Annotated in this window: 29 protein-coding genes and 1 pseudogene; 22 read left to right on the top strand and 8 right to left on the bottom strand. The window is 37.1% G+C overall.

Features of this window, described 5'->3' with window-relative positions; genetic code table 11:
* A pseudogene (locus tag ACK4HO_RS06950) lies at positions 1 to 1,660 on the bottom strand (hypothetical protein); the annotation flags it as partial.
* Positions 1,661 to 2,035: 375 nt separating this feature from the next.
* Here ACK4HO_RS06950 and ACK4HO_RS06945 point away from each other — a divergent pair.
* Genes ACK4HO_RS06945 through ACK4HO_RS06925 form a run of 5 tightly spaced genes read left to right on the top strand, consistent with a single transcriptional unit; the run spans position 2,036 to position 6,262 of the window.
* Entirely contained in the window at positions 2,036 to 2,737 is a 702-nt protein-coding gene (locus ACK4HO_RS06945; protein ID WP_409664315.1) for a tetratricopeptide repeat protein, read from the top strand.
* Positions 2,738 to 2,739: 2 nt separating this feature from the next.
* Positions 2,740 to 4,095, top strand: coding sequence for a UDP-N-acetylmuramate--L-alanine ligase (murC, locus tag ACK4HO_RS06940; RefSeq protein WP_409664313.1), 1,356 nt, complete (start codon positions 2,740 to 2,742; stop codon positions 4,093 to 4,095).
* 41 nt (positions 4,096 to 4,136) lie between these two features.
* Entirely contained in the window at positions 4,137 to 4,832 is a 696-nt protein-coding gene (gene radC / locus ACK4HO_RS06935) for a RadC family protein (RefSeq protein ID WP_409664311.1), read from the top strand.
* A 1-nt stretch (position 4,833) separates the two neighbouring features.
* Complete coding sequence (locus ACK4HO_RS06930) at positions 4,834 to 5,517, top strand: YjjG family noncanonical pyrimidine nucleotidase (RefSeq protein WP_409664309.1); 684 nt, start codon at positions 4,834 to 4,836, stop codon at positions 5,515 to 5,517.
* Position 5,518: 1 nt separating this feature from the next.
* Entirely contained in the window at positions 5,519 to 6,262 is a 744-nt protein-coding gene (locus tag ACK4HO_RS06925; protein WP_409664307.1) for a hypothetical protein, read from the top strand.
* 18 nt (positions 6,263 to 6,280) lie between these two features.
* Here ACK4HO_RS06925 and ACK4HO_RS06920 read toward each other — a convergent pair whose 3' ends face one another.
* Positions 6,281 to 7,558 (bottom strand): replication-associated recombination protein A, encoded by a 1,278-nt coding sequence (locus tag ACK4HO_RS06920; protein WP_409664338.1) that lies wholly within the window; start codon positions 7,556 to 7,558, stop codon positions 6,281 to 6,283.
* Between the two features lie 206 nt (positions 7,559 to 7,764).
* On the opposite strand from ACK4HO_RS06920, the gene ACK4HO_RS06915 reads away from it, so the two are divergent.
* Positions 7,765 to 8,529 (top strand): rhomboid family intramembrane serine protease, encoded by a 765-nt coding sequence (locus ACK4HO_RS06915; protein WP_409664305.1) that lies wholly within the window; start codon positions 7,765 to 7,767, stop codon positions 8,527 to 8,529.
* A 133-nt stretch (positions 8,530 to 8,662) separates the two neighbouring features.
* Here ACK4HO_RS06915 and rlmB read toward each other — a convergent pair whose 3' ends face one another.
* The 6 genes from rlmB to ACK4HO_RS06885 form a co-directional block, all read right to left on the bottom strand.
* A complete protein-coding gene (gene rlmB / locus ACK4HO_RS06910) occupies positions 8,663 to 9,397 on the bottom strand; it encodes a 23S rRNA (guanosine(2251)-2'-O)-methyltransferase RlmB (protein ID WP_409664303.1) in 735 nt (244 codons plus the stop codon).
* A gap of 63 nt (positions 9,398 to 9,460) precedes the next feature.
* Complete coding sequence (locus ACK4HO_RS06905) at positions 9,461 to 10,306, bottom strand: hypothetical protein (protein WP_409664301.1); 846 nt, start codon at positions 10,304 to 10,306, stop codon at positions 9,461 to 9,463.
* Positions 10,307 to 10,320: 14 nt separating this feature from the next.
* Complete coding sequence (locus tag ACK4HO_RS06900) at positions 10,321 to 11,241, bottom strand: hypothetical protein (protein ID WP_409664299.1); 921 nt, start codon at positions 11,239 to 11,241, stop codon at positions 10,321 to 10,323.
* A 10-nt stretch (positions 11,242 to 11,251) separates the two neighbouring features.
* On the bottom strand, positions 11,252 to 12,670 hold the full coding sequence (locus tag ACK4HO_RS06895) for a SusD/RagB family nutrient-binding outer membrane lipoprotein (RefSeq protein WP_409664297.1): 1,419 nt from the start codon (positions 12,668 to 12,670) through the stop codon (positions 11,252 to 11,254).
* Positions 12,671 to 12,678: 8 nt separating this feature from the next.
* On the bottom strand, positions 12,679 to 15,822 hold the full coding sequence (locus ACK4HO_RS06890) for a SusC/RagA family TonB-linked outer membrane protein (RefSeq protein WP_409664295.1): 3,144 nt from the start codon (positions 15,820 to 15,822) through the stop codon (positions 12,679 to 12,681).
* Positions 15,823 to 15,917: 95 nt separating this feature from the next.
* The gene (locus ACK4HO_RS06885; RefSeq protein WP_409664293.1) at positions 15,918 to 17,585 is read right to left on the bottom strand and encodes a hypothetical protein; all 1,668 of its coding nucleotides are present in this window, start codon (positions 17,583 to 17,585) and stop codon (positions 15,918 to 15,920) included.
* 181 nt (positions 17,586 to 17,766) lie between these two features.
* Here ACK4HO_RS06885 and rpsL point away from each other — a divergent pair, with 181 nt between their 5' ends.
* The 16 genes from rpsL to rplX all read left to right on the top strand — a co-directional run bounded on the left by rpsL (position 17,767) and on the right by rplX (position 26,717).
* Entirely contained in the window at positions 17,767 to 18,150 is a 384-nt protein-coding gene (gene rpsL / locus ACK4HO_RS06880) for a 30S ribosomal protein S12 (RefSeq protein WP_007136570.1), read from the top strand.
* A 24-nt stretch (positions 18,151 to 18,174) separates the two neighbouring features.
* Positions 18,175 to 18,651: a 30S ribosomal protein S7 gene (gene rpsG, locus ACK4HO_RS06875; RefSeq protein ID WP_409664290.1), complete on the top strand. Its 477-nt coding sequence runs from the start codon at positions 18,175 to 18,177 to the stop codon at positions 18,649 to 18,651.
* A gap of 10 nt (positions 18,652 to 18,661) precedes the next feature.
* A complete protein-coding gene (gene fusA / locus ACK4HO_RS06870) occupies positions 18,662 to 20,818 on the top strand; it encodes an elongation factor G (RefSeq protein ID WP_409664288.1) in 2,157 nt (718 codons plus the stop codon).
* Positions 20,819 to 20,829: 11 nt separating this feature from the next.
* Positions 20,830 to 21,135, top strand: a complete 306-nt coding sequence (gene rpsJ, locus ACK4HO_RS06865) for a 30S ribosomal protein S10 (RefSeq protein ID WP_026710316.1) — start codon at positions 20,830 to 20,832, stop codon at positions 21,133 to 21,135.
* Between the two features lie 113 nt (positions 21,136 to 21,248).
* The gene (gene rplC / locus ACK4HO_RS06860) at positions 21,249 to 21,866 is read left to right on the top strand and encodes a 50S ribosomal protein L3 (protein WP_409664286.1); all 618 of its coding nucleotides are present in this window, start codon (positions 21,249 to 21,251) and stop codon (positions 21,864 to 21,866) included.
* Positions 21,866 to 22,495, top strand: a complete 630-nt coding sequence (gene rplD, locus ACK4HO_RS06855; RefSeq protein ID WP_121312851.1) for a 50S ribosomal protein L4 — start codon at positions 21,866 to 21,868, stop codon at positions 22,493 to 22,495. Before rplC ends, rplD begins: the two co-directional genes overlap by 1 nt.
* Positions 22,496 to 22,501: 6 nt before the next feature.
* Positions 22,502 to 22,792 (top strand): 50S ribosomal protein L23, encoded by a 291-nt coding sequence (rplW, locus tag ACK4HO_RS06850; RefSeq protein ID WP_121312852.1) that lies wholly within the window; start codon positions 22,502 to 22,504, stop codon positions 22,790 to 22,792.
* 6 nt (positions 22,793 to 22,798) lie between these two features.
* Positions 22,799 to 23,623 (top strand): 50S ribosomal protein L2, encoded by an 825-nt coding sequence (gene rplB / locus ACK4HO_RS06845; protein WP_121312853.1) that lies wholly within the window; start codon positions 22,799 to 22,801, stop codon positions 23,621 to 23,623.
* Between the two features lie 6 nt (positions 23,624 to 23,629).
* Positions 23,630 to 23,908 (top strand): 30S ribosomal protein S19, encoded by a 279-nt coding sequence (gene rpsS / locus ACK4HO_RS06840; RefSeq protein WP_007136562.1) that lies wholly within the window; start codon positions 23,630 to 23,632, stop codon positions 23,906 to 23,908.
* A gap of 6 nt (positions 23,909 to 23,914) precedes the next feature.
* Positions 23,915 to 24,325 carry a 50S ribosomal protein L22 gene (rplV, locus tag ACK4HO_RS06835; RefSeq protein WP_121312854.1) on the top strand — a complete coding sequence of 137 codons (411 nt, stop codon included), beginning with the start codon at positions 23,915 to 23,917 and terminating at the stop codon, positions 24,323 to 24,325.
* A 5-nt stretch (positions 24,326 to 24,330) separates the two neighbouring features.
* Positions 24,331 to 25,092 carry a 30S ribosomal protein S3 gene (gene rpsC, locus ACK4HO_RS06830; protein ID WP_121312855.1) on the top strand — a complete coding sequence of 254 codons (762 nt, stop codon included), beginning with the start codon at positions 24,331 to 24,333 and terminating at the stop codon, positions 25,090 to 25,092.
* 20 nt (positions 25,093 to 25,112) lie between these two features.
* Positions 25,113 to 25,538, top strand: coding sequence for a 50S ribosomal protein L16 (gene rplP / locus ACK4HO_RS06825; protein ID WP_187661035.1), 426 nt, complete (start codon positions 25,113 to 25,115; stop codon positions 25,536 to 25,538).
* A 13-nt stretch (positions 25,539 to 25,551) separates the two neighbouring features.
* Positions 25,552 to 25,743 carry a 50S ribosomal protein L29 gene (gene rpmC, locus ACK4HO_RS06820; RefSeq protein WP_121315001.1) on the top strand — a complete coding sequence of 64 codons (192 nt, stop codon included), beginning with the start codon at positions 25,552 to 25,554 and terminating at the stop codon, positions 25,741 to 25,743.
* A gap of 16 nt (positions 25,744 to 25,759) precedes the next feature.
* Entirely contained in the window at positions 25,760 to 26,020 is a 261-nt protein-coding gene (gene rpsQ, locus ACK4HO_RS06815; protein ID WP_121312857.1) for a 30S ribosomal protein S17, read from the top strand.
* 2 nt (positions 26,021 to 26,022) lie between these two features.
* A complete protein-coding gene (gene rplN / locus ACK4HO_RS06810; RefSeq protein ID WP_007803649.1) occupies positions 26,023 to 26,391 on the top strand; it encodes a 50S ribosomal protein L14 in 369 nt (122 codons plus the stop codon).
* 11 nt (positions 26,392 to 26,402) lie between these two features.
* On the top strand, positions 26,403 to 26,717 hold the full coding sequence (gene rplX / locus ACK4HO_RS06805; RefSeq protein WP_409664280.1) for a 50S ribosomal protein L24: 315 nt from the start codon (positions 26,403 to 26,405) through the stop codon (positions 26,715 to 26,717).
* Positions 26,718 to 26,719: the final 2 nt, after the last annotated feature.

The raw sequence follows: 26,719 nt of genomic DNA, 5'->3' as shown, positions 1-26,719 counted from the left end.
AAAAAGAAGCAGTATCACCAACACATATCGTTTGAGAAATAGCAGGTTGAGTTGTAATCGCAACGACTTGGTTCACTACCAGCGTTGCATTATTAGAGGTCACACTTGGTGAACAAGTTCCGCTTACTACACAGTAATAATCTGTCCCGGCATGACTTGAAGCAATAGGATTAATAGTTAAAGTGGCAGTATTGGTTCCCGAAAAAGCGCCTCCGTTAGACAAAGGGTTTATGCCATTGTACCACTGATAAGTTAAACCGGCACCTGAAGCGCTAACACTTAAACTTACTGAACTTCCTGAACAAACGGTTTGTGAAGCCGATGGTTGTGAGTTTATAGCTGGTAAAGCTAAAACAGAAATCGCAGTTGTGGTGTTGCTACAAGTTGTGGTGCTATTGGTAAAAGTGAAAGTTACACTTCCGTTAGCTATACTTGTTACAAGACCGGTATTATCAACTGTGGCTTTGGTTGTATCATTACTAATCCAAGTTCCTCCGGAATTTGGTGTCAACTGAGCTGTATCGCCTAAACAAACGCTGCTTGGTGCTGAAACAACTGGTAATGCATCTACGGTTACCGTTGTATTGGTGCTATTCGTACAACCATTTCCATTAGTGTAAGTGTAAGTGATTAAAGAAGTTCCTGAGGCAACTCCGGTAACCACACCTGTAGTTGGGTTTATGGTAGCTACACTTAGAGAAGCACTAGACCATGTTCCGCCTGAAGTTGAATTCGCTAATGTTGTAGTTGAACCAATACAAACTGAGGTTGTTCCTGTAATAGCGGCTAAAACCGGTAAAGGATTAACTGTAAAATTACTTGCGCTTGTAACCGTTCCTGAAGGTGTAGTCACGGCAATAACCCCCGTTGTAGCTCCAATCGGAAGTGTAGCTGTTATTTGAGTATTACTGTTTACGGTAAAACTAGTTGAAACACCATTAAAACTAACAGCAGAAGCACCATTGAAATAATTACCCGTAATAACTACCGACTGTGATGAATCAACACAAGCACTGGTAGGCGAGAAGTTTGAAATGGTTGGCGCAGGTGTATAGCTTACTGTTACTCTTATATAATCAACTGAAGCTGTTCTGGTTGCTGTTGGTGAGTTTACAGAAAGCACAACACCAAAATTGGCATTGTTAATATCAGCGGCTGTCCATGTCGTTCCCCACAAATCTGTGGTTCCACCATAATTGGCTGCAATCATAGTAGCCGGCCAAATAGTAGCGGTTGCACCATAATTGTTACCAACGATTGTTCCGTTTTTAACCAAACGAACCACAACGTCCTGTATACTTCTTGAACTGGAAATAGAATTACTTTGTCTCATAATTGAAACAGTAATTCCATTGATTACAACTCCTGTAGGAATAGAAAATCCGTAATTAGTACCTTGTAAGTAATCAGAACTTTGTCCGCTACTCAATGTAAGTGTAGCATAGGCAGTGTCGTCGGCAGTTATATTACCTGGATTGGTCCAATCTGTATTGGCACCGGCGATAAAACTACCCGTGGCAGGATAATTTGGTCCCGCTGTTTGGGCTGATGAAGATCCGCTTACTAAAAGTAAAAGCGTTGCTAGAAGTAGGATATATTTTTTGGAAAAAAATAATTCTAGCAATAAATTAATTTCTGTTTGCATGTAGTTTTTTTTCATAGGGCGATGAATTTTAAACTTCGTTAATACTTATACAAATTTAGAGTGGGTGTCTATAGATGGTATTATTTTTAGTTGTATAACCTCAAAAATCGACTAACTGCAGTTTTTTGTATGTTTTTCCATCAATTTTTAGTCGTTTTTGACAAACGTCAATACTATAAGTACTTTATTAACAGTATTTTATGTTTTATAAGAAGTGTATTTCAACGATAGTTTTTTACCGTTTATAGAGGATTTTTTTATTGACAAATCAATGATTCTTGTAAATAAAAGACGATTTATTTGTCTTTTTTAGGGCTAAATTCAGTCCGAATCAATACAAGGAAATAGTATAAATTGTCTATATTTGTTTCTCACTAAACCAAAGTAAGTTTGAGAAATCTTTTTTTTAAAATCATACTTTTATTTCCGCTGCTGATTTTCGCCCAATCTGATTTTGAGAAAGGCGAGAAGTTGTTTTTGCAAGCCAAATATATTTTGGCAAAACCAATTTTTGAGGATTTTATCAAAACAAATCCAAATCATTTAAAAGCATTGGAATACTTGGGAGATATAGAAGGTGCCAATAAATCATGGGACAAAGCCATGACTTATTATGATAAATTGAGAAAACTCAAACCGGCAGAAGCCAACTACCATTACAAATACGGAGGTTGCCTCGGAATGAAAGCCAAAGAATCCAATAAATTCAAAGCTCTTGGAATGATTGATGATATAAAAGCGTCTTTTGAAAAAGCCATTCAACTTAATGCTAATCATATCGAAGCTCGTTGGGCGTTAATCGAATTATATCTTGAATTGCCCGGCATTGTCGGCGGAAGCGAACGAAAAGCACAGCAATATGCAGGTGAATTGTTCAAAATTTCTCCGGTTGACGGTTATTTGTCTAAAGGTCGAATAGCTGAATATTTTGAACGCTATACTGAAGCTGAGAGAAATTATGCCAGAGCCATAGCAGTCGGCGGTTCTAAAACTACCTATCAAAAATTAGCCAATTTGTATAAAAACAAAATGAATCAGCCGGAAAAAGCCAAATTGCTGATGCAAGCCTATCAAGAAAAAAACAAATCCTAACAATGCGAACACATTTTATAGCCATTGGCGGTGCTGCCATGCACAATTTAGCTTTGGCCCTACACAATAAAGGATACCAAGTAACCGGAAGTGACGATGCTATCTTTGAACCATCCAAATCAAGATTGGAAAAGAAAGGTTTGTTGCCGGCAGAAATGGGTTGGTTTCCCGAAAAGATTACAGCCAATATTGAAGCAGTAATTCTCGGAATGCACGCCAAAGCGGATAATCCGGAGTTGTTGAGAGCGCAAGAACTCGGACTCAAAATCTACTCCTATCCCGAATTTTTATACGAGCAATCTAAAAATAAAACCCGAGTAGTTATTGGTGGTTCTCACGGAAAAACGACCATTACTTCAATGATTTTACACGTGATGCATTTTCACAACATCGAAGTCGATTATATGGTTGGTGCCCAATTAGAAGGTTTTGATACCATGGTACATTTGACGCACGACAATGATTTCATTGTGTTAGAAGGCGATGAATATTTGTCTTCCCCAATAGACCGAAGACCAAAATTTCATTTGTACCAACCCAATATTGCTTTACTTTCGGGCATTGCTTGGGATCATATCAATGTGTTTCCAACGTTTGAAAATTATGTAGAGCAATTTGAAATTTTTGTCAGCCAAATTACCAAAGGAGGTATTTTAGTCTATAACGAAGAAGATGAAACCGTTAAAAAAGTTGCCGAAGAAAGCACCAACACCATCCGAAGATTGCCTTATCAAACGCCAAGTTACTCAGTAAAAGACGGCACAACTTTATTAGATACGCCAGAAGGACCAATGCCTATTGAGGTTTTTGGAGCCCACAATCTCAATAATTTGGCCGGAGCCAAATGGATTTGCCAGAACATGGGCGTAGATGAAGCCGATTTCTACGAAGCCATTGCCAGTTTTAAAGGCGCAAGCAAACGTTTAGAAAAAATCGCAGAAGGCAAAGGCAAAGTAGCTTACAAAGATTTCGCTCATTCGCCAAGTAAAGTGTCGGCAACAACCAAAGCCGTTAAAGCACAATATCCTGATAGAAAATTAGTAGCGTGTTTGGAATTGCATACGTACAGTAGTTTGAATGCTGAATTCTTGAAAGAATACGAAGGCGCACTCGCTGCTGCAGATGTGGCAGTCGTTTTCTATTCACCCGATGCGGTTAAAATCAAACAATTGGAAGAAGTAACTTATGAGCAAATTGCACAATCTTTCAAACGCGATGACTTGATTATTTTTACCAATCCGGCAGAATTCAAGGACTTTTTGTTCTCCTATGATTTAAATAATTCAGCTTTACTATTAATGAGTTCAGGAAACTATGGCGGATTAAACTTTGATGAGGTAAAAGGATTGATTAATTAAATTAAAATTCTTACATTTATCATTATTTTAGTTTTAAAAAAATGATAAACGATCAAAATTTCTCCATAAAAAATTGGGCAGAAGACGATAAACCACGTGAAAAACTCATGCTGAAAGGCAAAGCAGTACTAAGTGATGCTGAACTAATCGCGATTCTCATTGGTTCAGGAAGTCGGAATGAAAGCGCTGTTTCTTTGAGTAAGAGGATTTTGTCGAGCGTGAATAACAATTTAAATGCTTTGGGCAAATTGTCAATAAAGCAATTGATGGAATTCAAAGGAATAGGCGAGGCGAAGGCTGTCACTATTGCGGCCGCTTTAGAATTAGGCAGAAGACGAAGAACGGAAGAAACCGCTGTTTTAGACAAAATAACTTCAAGCAAAGCCGTTTTTGAAATTATGCAACCAATAATAGGCGAATTGCCTCATGAAGAATTTTGGGTGCTGTATTTAAACAATTCGAACAAAGTCATTTACAAATCGCAATTGTCCAAAGGTGGCATTACCGGAACCGTGGTAGATGTTCGTTTAATCTTCAAAATAGCTTTAGAACACAATGCTACGGCGATTATTTTATCGCACAATCATCCTTCGGGTAAATTATTAGCCAGTGATGCCGACAGAGAAATTACTAAAAAGCTTAAATTTGCCGGAGAGCAACTCGATATCAAAGTGCTCGACCATATCATCATCACCGAAAACGGCTATTTAAGCTTTCAAGACGAAGGCATATTTTAAAATGAAACACATCACTGATATTTTTTTTGACTTAGACCACACACTTTGGGATTTCGACCGCAATTCGGTTTTGGCTTTTGATAAAATATTCAAAGTGCATCATCCAAATCTAAATACAACAGAATTTATTGAAGTTTACGCACCCATCAACCAAGCTTGTTGGAAGTTGTACCAAGTAGATAAAATTACCCATGAAGAACTCCGTTATCAGCGGTTGAAACAATCGTTTGATGCATTAAACTACTCTATTTCGGATGAAGACATTGATCAAATTGCCCATGATTATATAGCTTTTTTACCGGATAATAACCAACTTTTTGATGGTGCGATAGAAGTTTTAGATTATTTGTTGCCCAAGTACAATCTGCACATTATCACTAATGGTTTTGCGGAAGTTCAGTATAAAAAAATCAACAATTCGGGTTTGGGAAGTTATTTTAAAACGGTGACCAATTCAGAAATGGCCGGCGTCAAAAAACCACATCGAAACATATTTGAATTTGCCTTATCTTTGGCTAAAACCAATAAAGAAAACGCCATTATGATTGGCGATTGTATTGATGCAGATGTCAGAGGCGCGATTGATTTTGGGATGAAAGCCATTTTGTTTGATGAGAAAAACAGCCACGATATTCCTGAGATAATGACCATAAACCGTCTAGTAGAATTAAAAAATATATTGTAACATGAAAAAAATAATGCTCTCTTTAATTTTGTTGATGTCTCTAGCGTCTTTTGCACAAAGTGTGAATGATTATCAGTATGTAATCGTGCCCAAAAGATTTGATTCTTTTAAAGAGGATGACAAGCATGGATTAAATACTTCGGTGAAATTATTACTTCAAAAATATGGGTTCAAAGCCTATTTTAGTGATGATGCCTTTTTTGATAATAATGTTGGCAATCGCTGTGATTTTTTAACGGCTGATTTATTCAATGAAAGTGGGTTATTTGCTACCAAAGTGAGAGTCGCTTTAAAAGATTGTAAAGGCAATACTGTTTACCAAACCGAAATCGGAAGCAGTAGAGAAAAGCAATATTCTATCGCCTACAGTCAGGCCTTAAGAGCAGCAGCCAAGTCTTTTGAAACACTGAATTACAATTACTCCGGCGTTGCAATTCCTCAGCAAACGACTGAAGAAAAACCAGTCTTGAGAGTAATTGATTCTAAAATTGATGCCGCAAAAGAGGCTATTCCGGTAACAACTTCAGAAGTTTTCTTTTTTGCTCAGCCTACAGCCAATGGTTATCAAGTAATAGACAATGAGCCCAAAGTCATCATGCGTTTGTTCAATACTTCCCAAAAAAATGTTTTTATGGCCGATAAAAATGGGGTGAATGGAACGGTTTTAATCAAAGAAGGAAAATGGGTTTTTGAATACTACGATAATGGCAAGCTGGTTTCAGAACCGATTAACTTGAAATTCTGATAAGACTGAACACTAAAACTAAAACCCATACTTATCCTTCCAACGATTCTTTAAAAATGTCCGCATTTCGTTTTCACGGGCATTGTTTCCGGGTTTGTACAAATCGGTATTCTTGATTTCATCCGGTAAGTATTCTTGTTCCGAAAAGTTATTGGCGTAATTATGCGAATATTGGTATTCTTCGCCGTAACCTAATTCTTTCATCAATTTTGTAGGTGCATTTCGCAAATGAATCGGCACCGATAAATCTCCGGTTTGTTTCACCAAAGCTTGGGCTTCACCAATTGCCATATAGCTTGCATTGCTTTTAGGCGAGGTTGCCAAATAAATAGCACACTGACTTAATAATATTCGACTCTCAGGATAACCAATCGTAGAAACCGCTTGAAAGGTATTGTTTGCCATGATAAAAGCCGTCGGATTCGCGTTGCCGATATCTTCACTTGACAGAATCAACATGCGTCGGGCAATAAACTTTACATCTTCGCCACCTTCAATCATTCGGGCCAACCAATAAACAGCACCATTGGGATCACTGCCGCGAATCGATTTAATAAATGCCGAAACGATATCGTAATGTTGTTCGCCTGTTTTATCGTAAAGTACTGTGTTTTGTTGAACGAGTTCTAAAACTTTATCATTAGTAATCGTAATTTGACCTTCAGGGCTTGCGTTTACCACGAGTTCAAAAATATTTAATAGTTTGCGTCCGTCGCCACCCGAAAGTCGCAATAAGGCTTCGGTTTCCTTTAATTTTATTTTTTTGGCCGAAATGATTTTGTCTTTTTTTATCGCACGTTGCAATAAAGCCAACAAATCTTCTTTCGAAAACGGATTCAGTACATAAACCTGACAACGTGACAACAAAGCGGGAATGACTTCAAAACTCGGATTTTCAGTTGTGGCTCCGATTAGTGTTACCCAACCTTTTTCTACCGCAGCCAATAAAGAATCTTGTTGTGATTTGCTGAAACGGTGAATCTCATCAATAAACAATATTGGGTTTTTGGCTGTAAACAAACCGCCGCTGGTTTTGGCTTTTTCAATCACGTCGCGGATGTCTTTTACACCGCTATTAATGGCGCTCAATTCATAAAACGGGCGATTGCTTTGCTTGGCTATGATTTGGGCCAAAGTCGTTTTCCCGGTTCCGGGCGAACCCCAAAAAATCATGGACGGAATCACACCACGCGCAATTTGTTGGGTCAACGAACCATTGTCGCCCACCAAATGCAATTGGCTGATGTAATCCTCTAAACGTTGCGGTCTGATGCGTTCGGCAAGTGGTGCTTCCATTTGGTAAAAATACGATTTTAAAGTTTTTGGAGCCAATCGTTCAGGCATTTTTTAAACCGTGTTCCCGCTTTCCGTTATACTTCGTGTCACTTCAATCGGGGCTAAATACAAACGGTTGGCTTCTTTTAAATTTTCTTAACTGACAAATTAGCATTACTTTTAATTTGGCTGTGTTTTTGACAAGAATCAATAGTTAAAATAAAACCATGAACGATTACCACCATTTTAAGTTTACACCATCGGTTTGGATTATTCCGAGCTTTCTGCTGATTTTAATTTGGGCAATTTTCTTTTTTGAGAACAGTTTTAATGTTGATTTGACTTCGCATGGAATTTTACCAAGAACATTTTTGGGTTTGCAAGGCGTGCTTTTTAGCCCGTTTTTGCATGGCGATTTGAATCACATTGCCAATAATTCGATTCCGTTGTTTGTGTTAACCACAGCACTGATTTATTTCTACAGGGATATTTCGCTGAAGGTATTGTGCTATGGGATTTTGATTTCCGGTACCATTACTTGGATAATTGGCAGAAACTCTTTTCACATTGGCGCGAGCGGTTTGATTTATGTGCTGGTTTCCTTTATTTTCTTCAAAGGTATGATGACACAATATTACCGACTGATGGCTTTGTCGCTAACGGTTGTAATGTTTTATGGCGGAATGGTTTGGTATGTTTTTCCGGATGTTGACAAGACTATTTCTTGGGAAGGACATTTGGCCGGTCTAATTACCGGTTTTGCTTTCGCCGTTATTTTTAAAACTCCCGATTATAAAAAGGCTATTCAATACGAATGGGAGAAACCCGAATTCAATCCCGAAAACGATATGTTTATGAAGCATTTCGACGAAAACGGGAATTTTGTCAATACACCTGAACCTGAAGAAATAGTGGAAGAAATTCCGGCAACCGGAATTAATTATATTTATCACTTTAAAGAAGCGACTGACGATAACAAGTTAGCAGAATAGCTGGCTAATTAGCCCCGATTGTAGTGGCACGAAGTATAACGAAAAGCGGGAATAAGGTTTACTCATAAATCCCGAGCCATTCGCTCTTAAATATTAGATTTATAATATTAGATATTAAATATCTGAAATCAGTTTATTGTCTTTGTCTTACTGTTTCATACAAAAACGCACCACAAGCTACAGAAACGTTTAATGAACCGATAGTTCCGAACATAGGTAGTTTTGCTTTCTCGTCTACGATTTTCAATACTGAAGGGTTGATGCCTCGGTCTTCGCTTCCCATGATGATGGCTATGGGTTGGTTTAGGTCGATGCTGTAAATACTGTCTTCCGTTTTTTCAGTTGCGGCTACGGTTTTGATGCCGCTGCCTTGAAGGTAAAATATGGCGTCTTTGATGTGGTCTACTTTGCAAATCGGTACGTTGAAAACCGCACCTGCTGAAGTTTTTACGGTATCGCCATTGACAGGAGCGGATCCTGTTTTTTGGACGATGATTCCGTCAACACCTGTACATTCAGCCGTTCTGATAATGGCGCCGAAGTTACGGGCATCGCTGAGTTGGTCCAGAATTAAAAACAGAGGCATTTTGCCGCTTTCAACAACGCTGTCAACTAAAGTTTCGAGTTTTACGAAAGTAATAGGAGCGATGGTGGCTACTGCGCCTTGGTGGTTGTTAGGGGTTAATCGGTTTAATTTTTCAACGGGAACGTAGGAGAAATTGATGCTGTGCTTTTTCATGGCTTTCATCAATTCCTGCATCAATTCGCTTTGGGTGTCGCTTTGTATAAATACTTTATCGATTTCTTTTCCGGCATTGACGGCTTCAATAATGGCTCTAATGCCGAAGATTTGGTTTTCTTTTTCCATGGGGCAAAGATATAAAAAAACCACCAGTGAAAACTGGTGGTTTTAAGATTTAGACTTAAAGTATTATGGTAAAGTCAAGTTTGGCCAATTGGTACCATCTGTTCTTGTCAGAGTGGTATCACCAAATTCGCCGTAATCATTTTCCCAGTGGAATGACATATCAGCACCATTAATCACTAGGTTAGAGAAAGTAAATACTTCATTAAACTGGTCAACACCAGAGTAAGCCATCTCACCACACAAGTCAACTAATTGTACTCCAGTAGCAACATTTCCTGGTCCGTAAAGACCAATCCAGCCTCCAAAAGAAGCATCAGAGATGTTGTATACTCCGGCACCGGCAGCGGTGAAAGTTACTGTTCCTGAGATAGGTCCATCAACAAAACCACCTCCCGGCTCTCCAATGTTAGTAGTAACGTAGCTGTAAGTTCCTGCTAAATCAGAATAACAATCAATAATTGTAAAAGACAATTCTTGAGAAGCTATAGTAGCATTAGAAGTGTTAGCATTACTAATACGAAGTGTAAATGTTTCATCGTCTTCGTCTTCGTCATCATTTAAGATTTTAATCTCTCCTGAAGCAGAAGTAGCGTAAGCAGGGATTACGATTTCATGATCGTATTCGAAGTCATGATCATCTGCATCACCCGCTGTTTGTAAAACAGACACATGAATATCAACAGGTTGAGGGTTGTCTAAAGTGATAGTATAAGTAAATACTGCTTGATCTCCTTCTCGTACTGTTTGTGAATTTGTTAATGGGCTTGCTAAGTTAATAGTACCTACTACATCTTCATTGACTATTAAATTACTATAGCCTGTTGCATCACCAGAATCATCACAAGACACAAAAAGTGTTGATGACAAAAGCAAAGCAAAACCAAATTTATTATTAAATATTTTTTTCATAATTGTGTATTTAATTAGTCAACAACTTTTTCAAGGACCTCATAGAATTCTCTTGGACCAGTAGCAGCGATATAACCATAACTCATATAAAGTCTGTCTTTACCGAGTACGTCATCTCTAACAGCTTTGTTTTGAATGCCAGGGAATGCACATGCGTTAAGCATATCGCCTGGAGTTTCTGTACAGTTTATAGCCGGTAGGGCATTTAGTATCTGTGCAGCTCCATCATAAGTGGTAGGTACTAAAATGTCGTCATTAGAATCAATTGTGAAATAGAACTCATTCCCAGAGAATGGACCTGCCCACTCTAATTTTCTATAAGTTGTTGAATTTACAGATTCAATAGTAACAACTGTTCCTAAGAATGGTCCTGTTACATCGGGTCTAGGTACATTGATTCTCCAATATTCACATTGAATCACACTGTATTGACCTGCAAAACGAGTACCCACAGAAACTTTTGTTGTTTTCAAGTTTTGGGCTTGAGTTCCAGCGCTTGTGTTAGATACATAAGTTAAAGTCCAAGAATCTCCAATACTTAAAGCACTATCACTAGCTGGTAGTGGAGCACCGTTTAGTGTTAAACCACTAATTAATTCGTTGTAAGAAACCGTGAAATCCAAGTTCTCTACTTGAGCAGTATTTGGAAAAGTAACTGTTTTTAATAATGCAGTATTAGAACTTTCGCCAGCAACATTTGTAAATGTTTTATAAATATCCACAGAGTTAACTTGGATATCACCTTGGAAAGCAGAAATTGAAGCTGCATATTCAAAATCAGCACCATTTCCTACTACATAGGGAACAAGTATACTATTAACACTTAACAGTCCACCTTCATTTTGATTACCGGTAAGAAGATCATTGTCTTCATCCTCGCATGACACAACACCTAAAGATGCTATTGCCATAAATAAATAAATAAATTTTTTCATAGTTTTTTTATTAATTCATCCACCAAACTTTTGAAAGCATAGTATCACCATTATCTAGTAATGCTACTGCTGCTTGATAGTTTGTTTGATTAAAGTTTTGTGAATCAGTTGAATAATAGAATCTTTTTGGGATAACACTAATTTGTGCATCTACTACCGGAGATAAAGCCGGTTGTCCGGTTCTTCTCCATTCTGTCCAAGCTTCTATACCTTGACCATAAAGAGCAAACCACATTTGTAGACCAATTTTCTCTTTACCAACAGCTACAGAAGCGAAGTCTAAGCTTGGTTGTGATAGATAGGCTGTAACTTGCGATGCTGAAACACCATTGAATTCCATGTTAGCGGCAATTCCGTTTCTATAGTGAGTATCAGCAGTAGCCAAACCACCGGAGATAACACCTGTTAAAGCAGCTTCAGCTAAATAAAGTTCTACTTGTGCATAAGATAAAAGTACACCTGGTAAGGTAGGTGATAAATAATCTACACCTGGAGAAGAGAATCCGTTGTAATTACCTGGGTTTTCAACCCCCGGAACATTACCAACATAGGCATTTGCGTTGTTAACTTGTGCAAATACACTAAGTCTAGGGTCACTAAGTAGGTTTAGTTTGTCAACTAAAACAGAACTTACTTTGTACTCTGCTCTGTTTCCAAATACGATAGTTTCGTAGATTGGATTAGCATCCGGTTGCGCTGAAGTGTAGGCTAATTGAGCTGAATCAGCGTTAGAAGACATCAAAAGACCTGAACTAACAAGTGCATTTACTTCAGCAGATACATTTCTTTTACCAGAAATTCTCATTAAGGCTTTCAATTTAAGTGAAGCCCCAAACTTTCTCCATTTAGTAACGTCACCTTGGTAGATAAAGTCAGCTGTAGTAGTGAATTCACCAGTTCCTGAAGCAAATAAGGTTTCAGCTTCATCCAATAAACTTAAAATTCCATCGTATACAACTTCTTCAGTATCGTGAACCGGTTTTGTATTTCCAGCAACAACTGCTTCGTTAAAAGGAACCGGACCAAAAACATCCGTTAAAATTTGGAAATTATTAGCTTCTAATACCAAACTTATAGCTTGTAAATTAGTGTTTCCGCTTTCTCCAGCCAATTCATAAGCAGCTTTACATTCTGCTATTGAACTAGCGTAAAGATTAGTCCAAACCGAATTCATTACCGCTCTTCTCGGAGTGTATCTTTCTTCAGAATTGTATTGAACTTTTGACCATTGTTGTGCCCAGCAAGTTCCCATATCACCTCCAATTTGCGCATTGTACAAAGTGTTTTGAGTGGTAATCATTGCCGATGAGAGCAATAAATTAGGGTCTGTTGTCTGAGAGCTATTTGGAGAGGTGTTAATCTCTTCAAAATTACTATCGCAGCTCCATAAAACAAGTGCTGCCATAAATAAAGAAAATACTTTTTTCATAACTTTTTTTAGAATTTAATATTAATGTTAAACCCATAAGTTCTTGCAGATGGTAATTGACCAAATTCTTGGCCTTGTTCACCGTTAGCACTACTGAAACCTGTCTCAGGATCAATGTGAGGTACTTTTTTGTATAAAATAGCTAGGTTTCTACCTACTACAGATACTCTGAAGTCCTGAATAAATGTTCCGTTTAACCATTTTTTAGGTAATGAATACCCAAATATAATTTGTCTTAATTTTACATAACTGGCATCAAATACTCCACTTTCGGTAAAATTAGAATAATCGTAAGCATTTTGGTTGAATGTTTTAGCGTCAACAACAACGTTGTTAGGTACATAACCACCGTTTCCGTCTGCCATAACACCATTTCCAATAACCCCAGTTTCTCTACCAATAAGAGATTCTTCTAAGGTTCCAGCATATCTACCCCACATGTAAGTCATTGAGAATATCTCTCCGCCCATTTTTGCGTCTAATAGTGTGCTTAAGTCAAAGTTTTTGTATTTGAAAGTGAAGTTTGCACCTCCAGTCCAATCCGGTGTAATGTTTCCAAGAACCACTTTTTCTGTATTGTTTACTTGGGGTAAACCGTTTTCGTATACAACTTGACCAGCATCGTTTCTTAAGAAAGGATAACCAACAATAGAACCGTAAGCTTCACCTACTCTGGCTTGAAGCTCCATGTCCCATTGTCCGCCTAAAACATAAGCATCTGTTAAACCTAAACTAATTACTTCATTTTTGTTTTTAGCAAAGTTTAAATCAACATCAAATGTGAAATCACCTTTTTTCAATACTGTTGCACCTAATTGAAGTTCAATACCTTTGTTGTTCATTTCACCGGCATTTTCCCATGATGATGTAAATCCGGAAGCAGCATCAATTTGTAAAGGTAAAATCAAATCTTCACTGGTTTGATCGTAGTAAGTTGCACTGAAACGAACTCTGTTGTTGAATGCATTCAAGTCTAAACCAAACTCAACTCCTGTTGTGCTTTCCGGTTTTAGATTTGGATTCCATTGGGTGTTTGGAACTGATGATACAGTACCAAAGTTGTTGTTGGCAAGAGCAAATGTTCTGTTTAAGCTGTATGGGTCTAATGGACCGATACCTCCAACTTTTGACCAACCTCCTCTTAATTTAGCATAGCTAACTTTGCTACTTGCAAATCCAAATACTTCAGAGAGTACTAACGAACCTGAAACAGCAGGGTAGAAGAATGAGTTGTTCTTAGCTGGTAATACACTAGCCCAGTCATTTCTACCTGAAAAATCAAGGAAAGCATAACCTTTATAAGCCAATTGTCCGAAACCTAAAATACTATTAATTCTTTGCTCTGTGTAATCACTGTCAATAGTAGGAGTAGTTCCAGATTTAACATTTGATAGAGTGAATAATCCTGGCAATTCTAATCCTCCTGATAACTCACCTAATTGTCTTGTACCGATTCTTTTCATGGTGTTCATACCACCATTAATAGTCAAAGACAAATCAGTTGTTAAGTTTCTTTGGTAAGTTAAAATAGCCTCAGCATTAATCTCAGAATATCTTCTGGCAATTTCAGCATAGTAACCGTCAATGTTTTCGTTAGAACCTTTTTCGTTTCTTAAAGTTTCTCTCTGAGAATAGTGGTCTAACATTAATTTACCATTGATGGATAGGTTATCAGTGAATTTATAATTCAAGAAAGTATTTCCTGTAATTCTATCTTGATCAAAAGTATTAATGTTTGTTTCTAAATGCCAATAAGGGTTGTTTTGGAAATTTGTATTCCAGCTTATTGGTGTTCCTGCGGCTGGTGTATTTGCACCGGCTAAGGGGAAGTTTCTCCAATCTTTTAAGTCAGTAAACTGAACGTTACGGGCAGACCAAATGAATTGTTGCACAACGTTTTGACTTGAATATCCAACAACCGGTAAGTTATCACTCTTGTTGTTGAAGAAAGTCATGCTGATACCAGCGGTTAGTTTTTTTCCTAAAGTCATATTTCCGTTGAAACCAACATTGAATTTTTTGAATTCAGTAAAAGGAATCATTCCTTTTTCGTCACTATTTCCGATTGATAATCTGAAGTTATTGTTTTCACCTCCACTAATAATTGAGACATTGTTGGATTGAGACACACCTGTTTCGTAAAAATCTTTTACGTTGTCTGGACGTGATACCCATGGTGAAGGTAATCCTCCATTTTTAAAGGAATCCCATTGTACAAAAGATAATCCTCTGTCCAACGCTGGTCCCCAACTTTCGTCAACACCATCATTGTAACCACCACCTGCACCGTCTACGAACTCAAAGTAATCTGAGGTAGCACCTTGTCCGTATGAGTTTTGGAAATTTGGCAAAACTAAAGGATTAGAAAAAGTAGTGTTTGAATTGAATGACACCTCAAATTTGTCTTTTTTCTTTCCAGACTTTGTGGTAATTAATATAACCCCTTTACTAGCTCGTATACCATATAAGGCTGCAGCAGTTGGTCCTTTTAGCACCGTTACTGATTCGATGTCGTCCGGATTAATACTGGCAGCACCATTAGGTAAATCTCTACCACCACCGGATCCTGAGTTACCGTAGCTGGTATTGTCAAAAGGAACACCGTCAATTACAAATAAAGCTTCATTGCTACCCGTAATAGTAGAATTACCTCTCAAAACAATTCTTGAAGATGAACCTACAGCTCCTGACGAGTTTGTAACATTAACCCCGGCTACTCTTCCGGATAAAGCATTAACTAAATTTGACTCTCTGGCTTCAGTCAAGGCACCACCTTTAACAGATTGTGCAGCATAGGTTACTGCTTTTTCGGATTTTTTAACACCCAATGCAGTTACAACTACACCCTCTAACTCGACAGCATCATCTTTCATTTTTACATTAATTGTAGTTGATGCAGCCACAATTTCTTGGGACTTCATGCCTACATAATTAAAAATAAGGGTCTGAGTTGGAGCGGCACTAATGGTAAATTTACCATCAAAATCGGTTTGAGTACCTAATTTAGTTCCTTTAACAAGAACATTAACTCCCGGAATTGGTAAACCACTATTGTCTGTAACAATACCAGTAACAATCCTTTCTTGCGCAAAAGAGATTTGCACCAATAACGCTATAAAAAGCGTCAAGAATCCATTTAACTTTGTTTTCATTATTTAATTTGGTTATAATTAGTGAACCAAAAGTCTTAAATAAATCTTAAAAATCCTAATTTAATATTAAATTTTAATGTTAAAGTTTTAAACATTTAGAAACTTGCTTTAAAGCTGATGTGTACTATTGAATTTGAGAACTTGACGGCCTGATTGTTAGTGTTTCCGTTTGCATAAATAATATTGAATAATCCGTTTTTTGACAAAAGCCCGAATCCAAATCCGAAACCGAAAAGATTTACCTGGTTATTGGTGGTGTCGTCTTGCAAAAAACCATAGTCAAGAATTGAATGAACGTATAAGTTTGAGGTAACTACGTAACGATACTCGGTTAGTAAAGAGGTAAAGGTGTTGCCTTGTAAACTGTTTTCATTAAATCCTCGAATAGAATTGATACCTCCAAAACGTGCCAATTCATTAACGATGTAGTTCTTGCTTTGTAAATAGAAATTTTGCGACTTTATATTGAAAATGTTTTTCGGGTTCAGATAGAAATTGTGTTTGAGATGCAAACTTCCAAAAAATTGATTGTCGGAGAGGAGTTTTGAATCTCTTTTTCCGGTGCCTAATTTTAGGTTGAAGCTTGTTTTTTCGGGAAAGAGAAAATCATCATTTTTGAAATCAGTAAATTCCAATGCGGTTGTGAGGTAGGAATTGTCGAAGTCACTCAAGTTGGTTGTATTAACATTTTGGATGTCACTGGATTCGGTAGATTGATAACCCAGATACAATCGGGTGTTGTAATTGAAATAATAACCAAGCTCGAAATTGGTTCTGGTGTTTTGAAATGTGCTGTCTTGCTTGAAAATGTTGAGTTCTGTTTTGAGACCAATCGGGCTTTTGAAAATATAAGGCAATTCTAGTCCGAGGTTAAATGTTTTTTGGTCTTGACCGTCGCTTTTCCAATATAGCGAGAATTTTTCTCCCGAGTTTAAAATGTTGCTTAATACCAAATCCAAATAGCCACTCAAAATTAATTTGCTTTCTTCGTCATTGGTAAAGCCGATATAGCCATCAAAAGAATTGGGCTTTGCCTTTTCCAAATAGACATAAACTTTAGTAGAATCTTTGGTGAATAAGATTTCCGGATATTTGGTTTGTTTGACAAATCGGAATTTTTCAAAATCATTGTAGAGTTTGTCTAAATTCTTTTGATTAAAAATCTTGTTGCGGTAAAGTCGGGTAATATTCTTTTTGTGACTCACGGGAAATTTATCATAACCGTTAATCACGATGCTGTTGAGTTGTCGCTTTGTCTCTTTGGTTATAAATAAATCAGCGGTAATGATATTATTCTTGTTTTGGATGTTGTTGAGTTGGACTTTCGCCATTGAAAAACCATCGTTTTCTAATTTCATCAAGGTGTTGTTTAGAAAAACATCTATTTCTTCAAAAGAAAGGGTTAAGGTGTCGTTTTTTAAGCGGTAAGTTACGGGTATATTTTCACGGTTATTTATACCTATATATATGCGTGCATAATTTATTCTTTTTTCGACGCTGTATTTGTAGCAAAAAACACTGTCATTTAGTTTGAAGTTTTCTATGAATTGAGCGTTTAAATAACCTTTTTTGGTTAGCCTTTCGTAGAATGAATTATTCTCGTTCACTATCGATTTTACATTGTCGTGTTTTTTGGCATAGCTGATACTGTCAATTGTATTGTTTTCTGCATCATTTTGTCCGATGATTTTTAGATAGAAATTTTGAGCCGAAGTATTCCAGCTAACGATAATTAGAAAAAAGAAGAAGAAAATCTTTTTCAAAGACTTGAAAGTTTGGATAAAAATAACGTAAAAATTCCTTTTTTATTGTAGATAATACTGTCTAAAAAGAATATGGTTGAAAATTAATTAATTATGATTTGTTTCATTAAAAATAATTACTACATTTGCAACCCCTAAAAAAGCGGGATTTTAATAAATAAAGAAATTTTAGTATTTAATTATGCCAACAATTCAACAATTAGTAAGAACAGGAAGAACTCAAATCACTAAGAAGAGTAAATCGGTTGCTTTAGATTCTTGTCCTCAAAGAAGAGGTGTTTGTACGCGTGTTTACACTACTACTCCAAAAAAACCAAACTCAGCCATGCGTAAAGTTGCGCGTGTACGTTTGACTAATGGAAACGAAGTGAATGCTTACATCCCTGGAGAAGGACATAATCTACAAGAGCACTCGATAGTATTAGTGCGAGGCGGAAGGGTAAAAGATTTACCAGGAGTTAGATACCACATTGTGCGTGGTGCACTTGATACATCAGGTGTAGCAGGAAGAACACAAAGAAGATCTAAGTACGGTGCTAAACGCCCAAAAGAAGCTAAAAAGTAATTTTAAAACTTTTAAAGAAAAGACATGAGAAAAAGAGCGGCAAAGAAAAGACCACTTTTACCGGATCCTAAATTTAACGATCAGTTAGTAACGCGTTTCGTGAACAACTTGATGTGGGATGGTAAGAAATCAACAGCTTTCAAAGTATTCTATGATGCCATGGAAATCGTAGAAGCGAAAAAGAACAATGATGAAAAAGCATCATTAGAAGTTTGGAAAGATGCTTTAACCAATGTTATGCCTCACGTAGAAGTACGTAGTCGTAGAGTAGGTGGAGCGACATTCCAAATTCCAATGCAAATCAGACCAGACAGAAAAATCTCTATGGCCATGAAGTGGATGATACTTTATGCTAGAAGAAGAAATGAAAAGTCAATGGCTGGTAAATTAGCTTCTGAAATCTTGGCTGCGGCTAAAGAAGAAGGTGCTGCTGTTAAAAAGAGAATGGATACTCACAAAATGGCAGAAGCAAACAAAGCATTCTCTCACTTTAGATTTTAATATTTAAGAAATGGCTAGAGATTTAAAATTTACAAGAAACATCGGAATTGCAGCTCACATTGATGCTGGTAAAACAACAACAACAGAGCGTATATTATTCTATACCGGAAAATCACACAAAATTGGTGAAGTGCACGATGGTGCTGCAACAATGGACTGGATGGCACAAGAGCAAGAAAGAGGTATTACTATTACTTCGGCAGCTACAACTTGTGAGTGGAGTTTTCCAACAGAACAAGGTAAGCCTTTACCAACTTCTCAAGATTACCACTTTAACATTATTGATACTCCCGGACACGTTGACTTTACCGTAGAGGTAAACCGTTCATTGCGTGTATTGGATGGATTGGTTTTCTTATTTAGTGCTGTTGATGGTGTTGAGCCTCAATCAGAAACTAACTGGAGATTAGCGGATCAATACAGAGTTCCACGTATGGGATTCGTAAACAAAATGGACCGTCAAGGTTCTAACTTCTTAAGCGTTTGTCAACAAGTTAGAGACATGTTAAAATCTAACGCTGTTGCGATTACTTTGCCAATCGGTGAAGAAAACGACTTTAAAGGAGTAGTTGACTTAGTGAAAAACCAAGCTATTGTTTGGCATGATGAAACTTTAGGCGCTACTTTTGACGTTGTTGAGATTCCTGCTGACATGGTTGCTGAAGTTAAAGAGTACAGAGATATCCTTATCGAGGCAGTTGCTGATTATGATGAAAACTTGCTTGATAAATACATGGAAGATCCGGATTCTATTACTGAAGACGAAATCAACACGGCTTTAAGAGCTGCTACAATGGATATGGCTATCATTCCTATGATTGCAGGATCTTCATTCAAAAACAAAGGTGTTCAATTTATGTTGGATGCTGTTTGTAAATATTTACCATCTCCTTTAGATAAAGAAGGTATTGAAGGGATTCACCCTGATGATGCTGATTTATTAGAAGAAGATCAAACTAAAATCTTACGTCGTCCTGATGTAAAAGAGCCGTTCGCAGCTTTGGCATTTAAAATTGCTACTGACCCTTATGTTGGTCGTTTGGCTTTCTTCCGTGCTTATTCAGGTCGTTTAGATGCCGGTTCATACATCTTGAACACTCGTTCAGGAAACAAAGAAAGAATTTCTCGTATCTACCAAATGCACGCTAACAAACAAAACCCAATCGAGTACATCGAGGCAGGTGATATTGGAGCAGCAGTTGGATTTAAAGATATCAAAACTGGAGATACAATGTGTGACGAAAAGCACCCAATCATTCTTGAGTCAATGAAATTCCCGGCGCCGGTAATTGGTATCGCTATTGAGCCAAAAACTAAAGCTGACGTTGATAAAATGGGTATGGCTTTGGCTAAATTGGCTGAAGAAGATCCAACGTTTACCGTAAGAACAGATGAGGCTTCAGGTCAAACGATTATTTCAGGTATGGGTGAGTTACACTTAGACATCCTTGTAGATCGTATGAAACGTGAATTCAAAGTTGAAGTGAACCAAGGGGAACCTCAAGTAGAATACAAAGAAGCTTTCACAAAATCTGCTCAACACAGAGAAACCTATAAAAAACAATCTGGAGGTCGTGGTAAATTCGGTGATATCGTATTTAGATTAGAGCCTGCTGATGAAGTTGATGGAAAAGTGCCTGTAGGATTACAATTCGTTAACGAAGTTAAAGGTGGAAACGTTCCTAAAGAATATATTCCTTCTGTAGAGAAAGGTTTCAGAGAAGCTATGAAAACTGGTCCGTTAGCGGGTTACCAAGTAGATAGTTTAAAAGTAACTTTATTGGATGGATCTTTCCACCCGGTAGATTCTGATGCACTTTCTTTCGAATTGGCAGCTAAAATGGGATACAAAGAAGTAGCAAAAGCTGCTGGAGCTGTAATCCTTGAGCCAATCATGAAAATGGAAGTTATTACTCCGGAAGAAAACATGGGAGATATCGTTGGTGATATTAACCGTCGTAGAGGTCAAGTAAATGACATGGGTGACAGAGCTGGTGCAAAAACCATCAAAGCTAACGTGCCATTATCTGAAATGTTTGGTTATGTAACAACCTTAAGAACATTGTCTTCAGGTAGAGCAACTTCTACAATGGAATTCTCTCACTACGAGCAAACTCCTTCTAACATTTCTGAAGAAGTAATCAAAAAAGCAAAAGGTAACGCTTAATTCTTATCAAGATGAGTCAAAAAATTAGAATAAAATTGAAGTCTTACGATCACATGTTGGTTGATAAATCAGCAGAGAAAATCGTAAAAACTGTGAAAAGCACAGGTGCTGTTGTAACAGGTCCTATTCCGTTACCTACACACAAAAAGATATTTACTGTATTGCGTTCTCCACACGTTAACAAAAAAGCGAGAGAGCAGTTTGAAGTAAGTTCGTATAAAAGATTATTAGATATTTACTCTTCCTCTTCAAAAACGATTGATGCTCTAATGAAATTAGAGTTGCCAAGTGGTGTTGAAGTTGAAATCAAAGTATAAGTAATACTCTTTGCCAATTTAAGATTTAAGTATTAGGATTTTGCAAATTATTCTAATACTTAATTCTTTATGAATGAATAACAAAAATTTTATTAATTAATAATTAGTTTATTATGTCTGGGTTAATTGGAAGAAAAATCGGCATGACTAGCATTTTCGATGAAAACGGGAAGAACATTCCTTGTACAGTAATCGAGGCTGGACCTTGTGTCGTTACCCAAGTCAGAACCAATGAGGTTGACGGGTATACAGCTCTTCAACTTGGTTTCGATGACAAATCAGAAAAACACGCTACTAAAGCTGACTTAGGTCACTTTAAAAAAGCGGGAACTTCTGCAAAAAAGAAAGTCGTTGAATTCCAAGGGTTTGAAGAAAATTACAAATTAGGTGATAATATTACCGTGGATGTATTCAGCGAAGGAGAATTTGTTGATGTACAAGGTGTATCAAAAGGAAAAGGTTTCCAAGGGGTTGTTAAACGTCACGGTTTTGGTGGTGTTGGACAAGCTACTCACGGACAACACAACCGTTTGAGAGCGCCAGGTTCTGTAGGAGCATCTTCTTATCCATCACGTGTATTCAAAGGAATGCGTATGGCGGGAAGAATGGGAGGTGATAATGTAAAAGTACAAAATCTTAGAGTTTTAAAAGTAGTAGCTGAAAAGAACTTACTTGTTGTCAAAGGAGCTATTCCTGGATGCAAAAACTCTTACGTAATCATTCAGAAGTAATGGAAGTAAAAGTTATAGATATCAACGGAAAAGATACTGGAAGAAAAGTACAACTTTCTGATTCAGTATTCGGCATTGAGCCAAATAATCACGCAGTATATCTTGATGTTAAGCAATACTTAGCAAATCAAAGACAAGGAACGCACAAAGCAAAAGAAAGAGCTGAAGTTGCGGGAAGTACTCGTAAGATTAAAAAACAAAAGGGAACAGGTACTGCTCGTGCAGGATCTAAAAAGAGTCCATTGTTCAAAGGTGGAGGAACAGTATTCGGTCCAAGACCAAGAAGCTACTCTTTCAAATTGAACAAAACTGTAAAAAGATTGGCCAGAAAATCTGCCTTCTCTTTGAAAGTTAAAGAATCAAATTTATTAGTTGTGGAAGACTTTAATTTTGAAACACCAAACACTAAAAATTTCATTAATGTTTTGAAAGCTTTAGGGTTAGAAAACAAAAAATCTTTGTTTGTGTTGGGTGATTCAAATAAAAATGTATATTTGTCGTCACGCAATTTAAAGGCATCTAGCGTAGTAACTAACTCAGAATTAAGTACTTACGAGATTTTAAATGCAAATAATTTAGTTCTTTTAGAAGGATCTTTAGAAGGAATTGAAGAAAATTTAAGCAAATAATAGACCATGAGTATTATAATTAAACCTATCATAACTGAAAAAATCACCAAAGAAGGTGAGGTTTTCAACCGTTTTGGTTTTGTTGTTGATAAAAAAGCAAACAAAGTTCAAATTAAGAAAGCTGTAGAAGCTGCTTACGGAATTTCTGTTGTTTCTGTTAACACGATGAACTATAGAGCTGATAGAACTACTAAATATACAAAAAGTGGTTTGATTAGCGGAAAAACGAACAGCTACAAGAAAGCTGTCGTACAAGTAAAAGAAGGAGAAACAATAGATTTTTATAATAATATCTAATAGAAAATGTCAGTTAGAAAATTAAAACCTATTACCCCTGGTCAGCGTTTTAGAGTTGTGAATGGTTTTGACGCCATCACGACTGATAAGCCGGAGCGTTCATTGATCGCACCGATAAAAAACTCAGGTGGTAGAAATAGTCAAGGAAAAATGACCATGCGTTATACAGGCGGTGGTCACAAACAAAGGTATCGTATCATTGATTTCAAAAGAACTAAAGTAGGAATTCCTGCTACAGTGAAATCAATCGAGTATGATCCAAACAGAACTGCTTTTATCGCATTATTGTGGTATGTTGATGGAGAGAAAACGTATATCGTTGCTCAAAATGGTCTACAAGTAGGACAAACTGTTGTATCTGGTGAAGGTGCAGCTCCTGAAATCGGAAATACTTTGCCTTTGAGCAAAATTCCTTTAGGAACTGTAATTTCTTGTATTGAATTACGTCCGGGACAAGGAGCTACTATTGCTAGAAGCGCAGGAACTTTTGCTCAGTTAATGGCAAGAGATGGTAAATATGCAACAATTAAAATGCCGTCAGGAGAAACAAGATTAATCTTGTTGACTTGTTCAGCTACAATTGGAGCAGTATCTAACTCTGACCACCAATTAATCGTATCTGGTAAAGCAGGTAGATCAAGATGGTTAGGTAGAAGACCAAGAACAAGACCGGTAGCAATGAACCCTGTCGATCACCCAATGGGTGGTGGTGAAGGACGTTCATCTGGAGGTCACCCACGTTCTAGAAAAGGTCTTCCTGCTAAAGGTTATAGAACTCGTTCTAAAGTTAACCCGAGTAACAAGTATATTGTAGAACGCAGAAAGAAATAATAAGACATGGCACGTTCATTAAAAAAAGGACCTTTTGTACACTATAAATTAGATAAGAAAGTTCAGGAAAATATTGCTGGTGGAAATAAAGGTGTGGTTAAGACTTGGTCTAGAGCATCTATGATTACTCCGGATTTCGTTGGACAAACTATCGCAGTTCACAATGGTCGCCAATTCGTTCCGGTTTATGTAACTGAGAACATGGTAGGACACAAATTAGGAGAGTTTTCACCGACTAGATCTTTTAGAGGTCACGCTGGAGCAAAAAATAAAGGTAAAAAATAAGAAGCAATGGGAGTTCGTAAAAGAGAAACAGCAGATGCGAGAAAAGAGGCTAATAAGTCTATTGCTTTCGCGAAATTGAATAACTGCCCTACTTCACCTAGAAAAATGCGCTTAGTAGCAGACTTGGTAAGAGGTCAGAAAGTGGAAAGAGCTTTAAACATTTTAAGATTTAGCTCAAAAGAAGCTTCAAGAAAACTAGAGAAATTAGTATTATCTGCAATCAACAATTGGGAGCAGAAAAATGCTGACGGAAACGTTTCAGAAGCAGGCTTATTTATAAAAGAAATCCGTGTTGACGGTGGAATGATGTTGAAAAGACTTCGTCCGGCGCCACAAGGAAGAGCACACAGAATTAGAAAACGTTCAAACCACGTGACAATCGTGTTAGGAGCTAATGATAACACACAAGCAAATTAATTAAGATGGGACAAAAGACAAATCCAATAGGAAACAGACTTGGTATCATCAGAGGATGGGATTCAAACTGGTATGGTGGAAATGATTACGGTGACAAAATCGCTGAAGATTATAAAATCAGAAAGTATATCCATGCTCGTTTATCAAAAGCTAGTGTATCAAAAGTAATCATCGAGAGAACTTTGAAACTTGTAACCGTTACTATCACAACTGCTAGACCTGGTATTATTATCGGAAAAGGTGGTCAAGAGGTAGACAAGTTGAAAGAAGAACTTAAGAAAGTTACTGACAAAGAGGTTCAAATCAACATCTTTGAAATTAAAAGACCTGAGTTAGATGCATATTTAGTTGGAACTAGTATTGCACGTCAAATCGAAAGCCGTATTTCATACAGAAGAGCTATTAAAATGGCTATCGCAGCAGCAATGCGTATGAATGCAGAAGGTATTAAAGTTTTGATTTCTGGTCGTTTGAACGGCGCTGAAATGGCACGTTCAGAACAATTCAAAGAAGGTAGAATTCCTCTATCAACTTTCAGAGCCGATATTGATTATGCTTTGGCTGAAGCACATACTACTTATGGTAGAATGGGTATCAAAGTATGGATCATGAAAGGTGAGGTTTACGGAAAGCGTGATTTATCTCCACTTGTTGGAATGGATAAAAAACAGGCTTCTGGCGGAAAAGGTGGTGATTCTTCAAAAGGAGGAGACAGAAAACCTTTTAACAAAGACAGAAAACCTGGTGGAGACCGTAAAAGAAAGTAAATATTTTAAACTAAAGAAAAATGTTACAGCCTAAAAGAACAAAATACCGTAAGGTACAGAAGGGTAGAATGAAAGGCGTTTCTCAAAGAGGACACGAACTTTCAAGTGGAATGTTTGGAATTAAATCAGTACATGAAAATGGAATGTTCTTAACTTCACGTCAAATCGAAGCTGCGCGTATTGCTGCAACTCGTTACATGAAGAGAGAAGGTCAATTATGGATTAATATTTTCCCAGACAAACCTATCACTAAAAAACCTCTTGAGGTACGTATGGGTAAAGGTAAAGGTGCAGTCGAATATTGGGCTGCCGTTGTAAAACCAGGAAAAATTATGTTTGAAGTTGGTGGAGTTCCACTTTCTGTTGCTAAAGAGGCTTTGCGTCTTGCCGCTCAAAAACTTCCTGTAAAAACTAAGTTTGTCGTTGCTAGAGATTTCGAAGCATAATCTAAAATTAATTATGAAACAATCAGAAATTATAAATCTATCCGCAGCTGAGTTGCAAGAAAAACTTAGTCAGTTAAGAAAAGCGTATTCTGACCTAAAATCAGCACACGCTATTTCTCCAATTGCCAATCCACTTCAAATTAGAAGTGCTAGAAGAGCGGTTGCTAGAGTAGCAACAGAGCTAACTAAAAGAGAGTTACAATAATTGTATGCTAGCTAAAATGGAAGATAAAAGAAATTTAAGAAAAGAAAGAATTGGTGTTGTTACGTCAAACAAAATGGACAAGTCTATTGTTGTGGCACAAGTAACCAGAGTAAAACACCCGTTATACGGTAAGTTCGTGTTAAAAACTAAAAAGTTTCATGCACACGACGAAACAAATGACTGTAACATTGGTGATACAGTAAAGATCATGGAAACAAGACCTTTATCTAAAACCAAATGTTGGAGACTAGTTGAAATCATTGAAAGAGCTAAGTAATTATGGTACAACAAGAATCGAGATTAAAAGTAGCAGATAACACAGGAGCAAAAGAAGTTTTGACTATCCGTGTTTTAGGAGGAACGAAACGTCGTTATGCCTCTGTTGGAGATAAAATTGTAGTGTCAATAAAAGACGCAACACCAAACGGAAACGTTAAGAAAGGTGCTGTATCTACTGCAGTTGTTGTACGTACCAAAAAAGAAGTGAGAAGAGCCGATGGTTCTTATATCCGTTTTGATGACAATGCTTGTGTTCTTTTGAACGCAGCAGGTGAGATGAGAGGAACACGCGTTTTTGGTCCGGTTGCGAGAGAACTTCGTGAAAAACAATTCATGAAAATTGTATCATTAGCACCAGAAGTGCTTTAATTCTTAGTAAAATGATAAAGCTAAAAATAAAATCAGGAGACACAGTAACTGTTATCGCCGGTGACCACAAAGGAACTGAAGGTAAAGTTGTAAGTGTTAACCGTGAGAAAAACAAAGCAATCGTTGAAGGGGTAAACATGGTTTCGAAACATACAAAACCAAGTGCTAAAAACCCTCAAGGAGGAATTGTTAAGAAAGAAGCTCCTATTCATATTTCAAACTTGGCTTTGGTTGATCCAAAATCTAAAAAAGCTACTAAAGTTGGAATCAAGACAGAAGGAGATAAGAAAGTGAGATTTTCAAAAAAATCTAATCAAGTATTATAGTT

Origin of the sequence: Flavobacterium sp. (assembly GCF_046296355.1) — a bacterium.
Classification (GTDB): Bacteria; Bacteroidota; Bacteroidia; order Flavobacteriales; family Flavobacteriaceae; genus Flavobacterium.
This window is presented reverse-complemented; position numbering and strand designations above follow the sequence as displayed.

Bases quoted from the DNA above. Each gene is read 5' to 3' on its own strand.
- murC (WP_409664313.1), top strand. From the start codon at position 2,740: ATGCGAACACATTTTATAGCCATTGGCGGTGCTGCCATGCACAATTTA.
- radC (WP_409664311.1), top strand. From the start codon at position 4,137: ATGATAAACGATCAAAATTTCTCCATAAAAAATTGGGCAGAAGACGAT.
- ACK4HO_RS06930 (WP_409664309.1), top strand. From the start codon at position 4,834: ATGAAACACATCACTGATATTTTTTTTGACTTAGACCACACACTTTGG.
- ACK4HO_RS06925 (WP_409664307.1), top strand. From the start codon at position 5,519: ATGAAAAAAATAATGCTCTCTTTAATTTTGTTGATGTCTCTAGCGTCT.
- ACK4HO_RS06920 (WP_409664338.1), bottom strand. From the start codon at position 7,558: ATGGAAGCACCACTTGCCGAACGCATCAGACCGCAACGTTTAGAGGAT.
- ACK4HO_RS06915 (WP_409664305.1), top strand. From the start codon at position 7,765: ATGAACGATTACCACCATTTTAAGTTTACACCATCGGTTTGGATTATT.
- rlmB (WP_409664303.1), bottom strand. From the start codon at position 9,397: ATGGAAAAAGAAAACCAAATCTTCGGCATTAGAGCCATTATTGAAGCC.
- ACK4HO_RS06905 (WP_409664301.1), bottom strand. From the start codon at position 10,306: ATGAAAAAAATATTTAATAATAAATTTGGTTTTGCTTTGCTTTTGTCA.
- ACK4HO_RS06900 (WP_409664299.1), bottom strand. From the start codon at position 11,241: ATGAAAAAATTTATTTATTTATTTATGGCAATAGCATCTTTAGGTGTT.
- ACK4HO_RS06895 (WP_409664297.1), bottom strand. From the start codon at position 12,670: ATGAAAAAAGTATTTTCTTTATTTATGGCAGCACTTGTTTTATGGAGC.
- ACK4HO_RS06890 (WP_409664295.1), bottom strand. From the start codon at position 15,822: ATGAAAACAAAGTTAAATGGATTCTTGACGCTTTTTATAGCGTTATTG.
- rpsL (WP_007136570.1), top strand. From the start codon at position 17,767: ATGCCAACAATTCAACAATTAGTAAGAACAGGAAGAACTCAAATCACT.
- rpsG (WP_409664290.1), top strand. From the start codon at position 18,175: ATGAGAAAAAGAGCGGCAAAGAAAAGACCACTTTTACCGGATCCTAAA.
- fusA (WP_409664288.1), top strand. From the start codon at position 18,662: ATGGCTAGAGATTTAAAATTTACAAGAAACATCGGAATTGCAGCTCAC.
- rpsJ (WP_026710316.1), top strand. From the start codon at position 20,830: ATGAGTCAAAAAATTAGAATAAAATTGAAGTCTTACGATCACATGTTG.
- rplC (WP_409664286.1), top strand. From the start codon at position 21,249: ATGTCTGGGTTAATTGGAAGAAAAATCGGCATGACTAGCATTTTCGAT.
- rplD (WP_121312851.1), top strand. From the start codon at position 21,866: ATGGAAGTAAAAGTTATAGATATCAACGGAAAAGATACTGGAAGAAAA.
- rplW (WP_121312852.1), top strand. From the start codon at position 22,502: ATGAGTATTATAATTAAACCTATCATAACTGAAAAAATCACCAAAGAA.
- rplB (WP_121312853.1), top strand. From the start codon at position 22,799: ATGTCAGTTAGAAAATTAAAACCTATTACCCCTGGTCAGCGTTTTAGA.
- rpsS (WP_007136562.1), top strand. From the start codon at position 23,630: ATGGCACGTTCATTAAAAAAAGGACCTTTTGTACACTATAAATTAGAT.
- rplV (WP_121312854.1), top strand. From the start codon at position 23,915: ATGGGAGTTCGTAAAAGAGAAACAGCAGATGCGAGAAAAGAGGCTAAT.
- rpsC (WP_121312855.1), top strand. From the start codon at position 24,331: ATGGGACAAAAGACAAATCCAATAGGAAACAGACTTGGTATCATCAGA.
- rplP (WP_187661035.1), top strand. From the start codon at position 25,113: ATGTTACAGCCTAAAAGAACAAAATACCGTAAGGTACAGAAGGGTAGA.
- rpmC (WP_121315001.1), top strand. From the start codon at position 25,552: ATGAAACAATCAGAAATTATAAATCTATCCGCAGCTGAGTTGCAAGAA.
- rpsQ (WP_121312857.1), top strand. From the start codon at position 25,760: ATGGAAGATAAAAGAAATTTAAGAAAAGAAAGAATTGGTGTTGTTACG.
- rplN (WP_007803649.1), top strand. From the start codon at position 26,023: ATGGTACAACAAGAATCGAGATTAAAAGTAGCAGATAACACAGGAGCA.
- rplX (WP_409664280.1), top strand. From the start codon at position 26,403: ATGATAAAGCTAAAAATAAAATCAGGAGACACAGTAACTGTTATCGCC.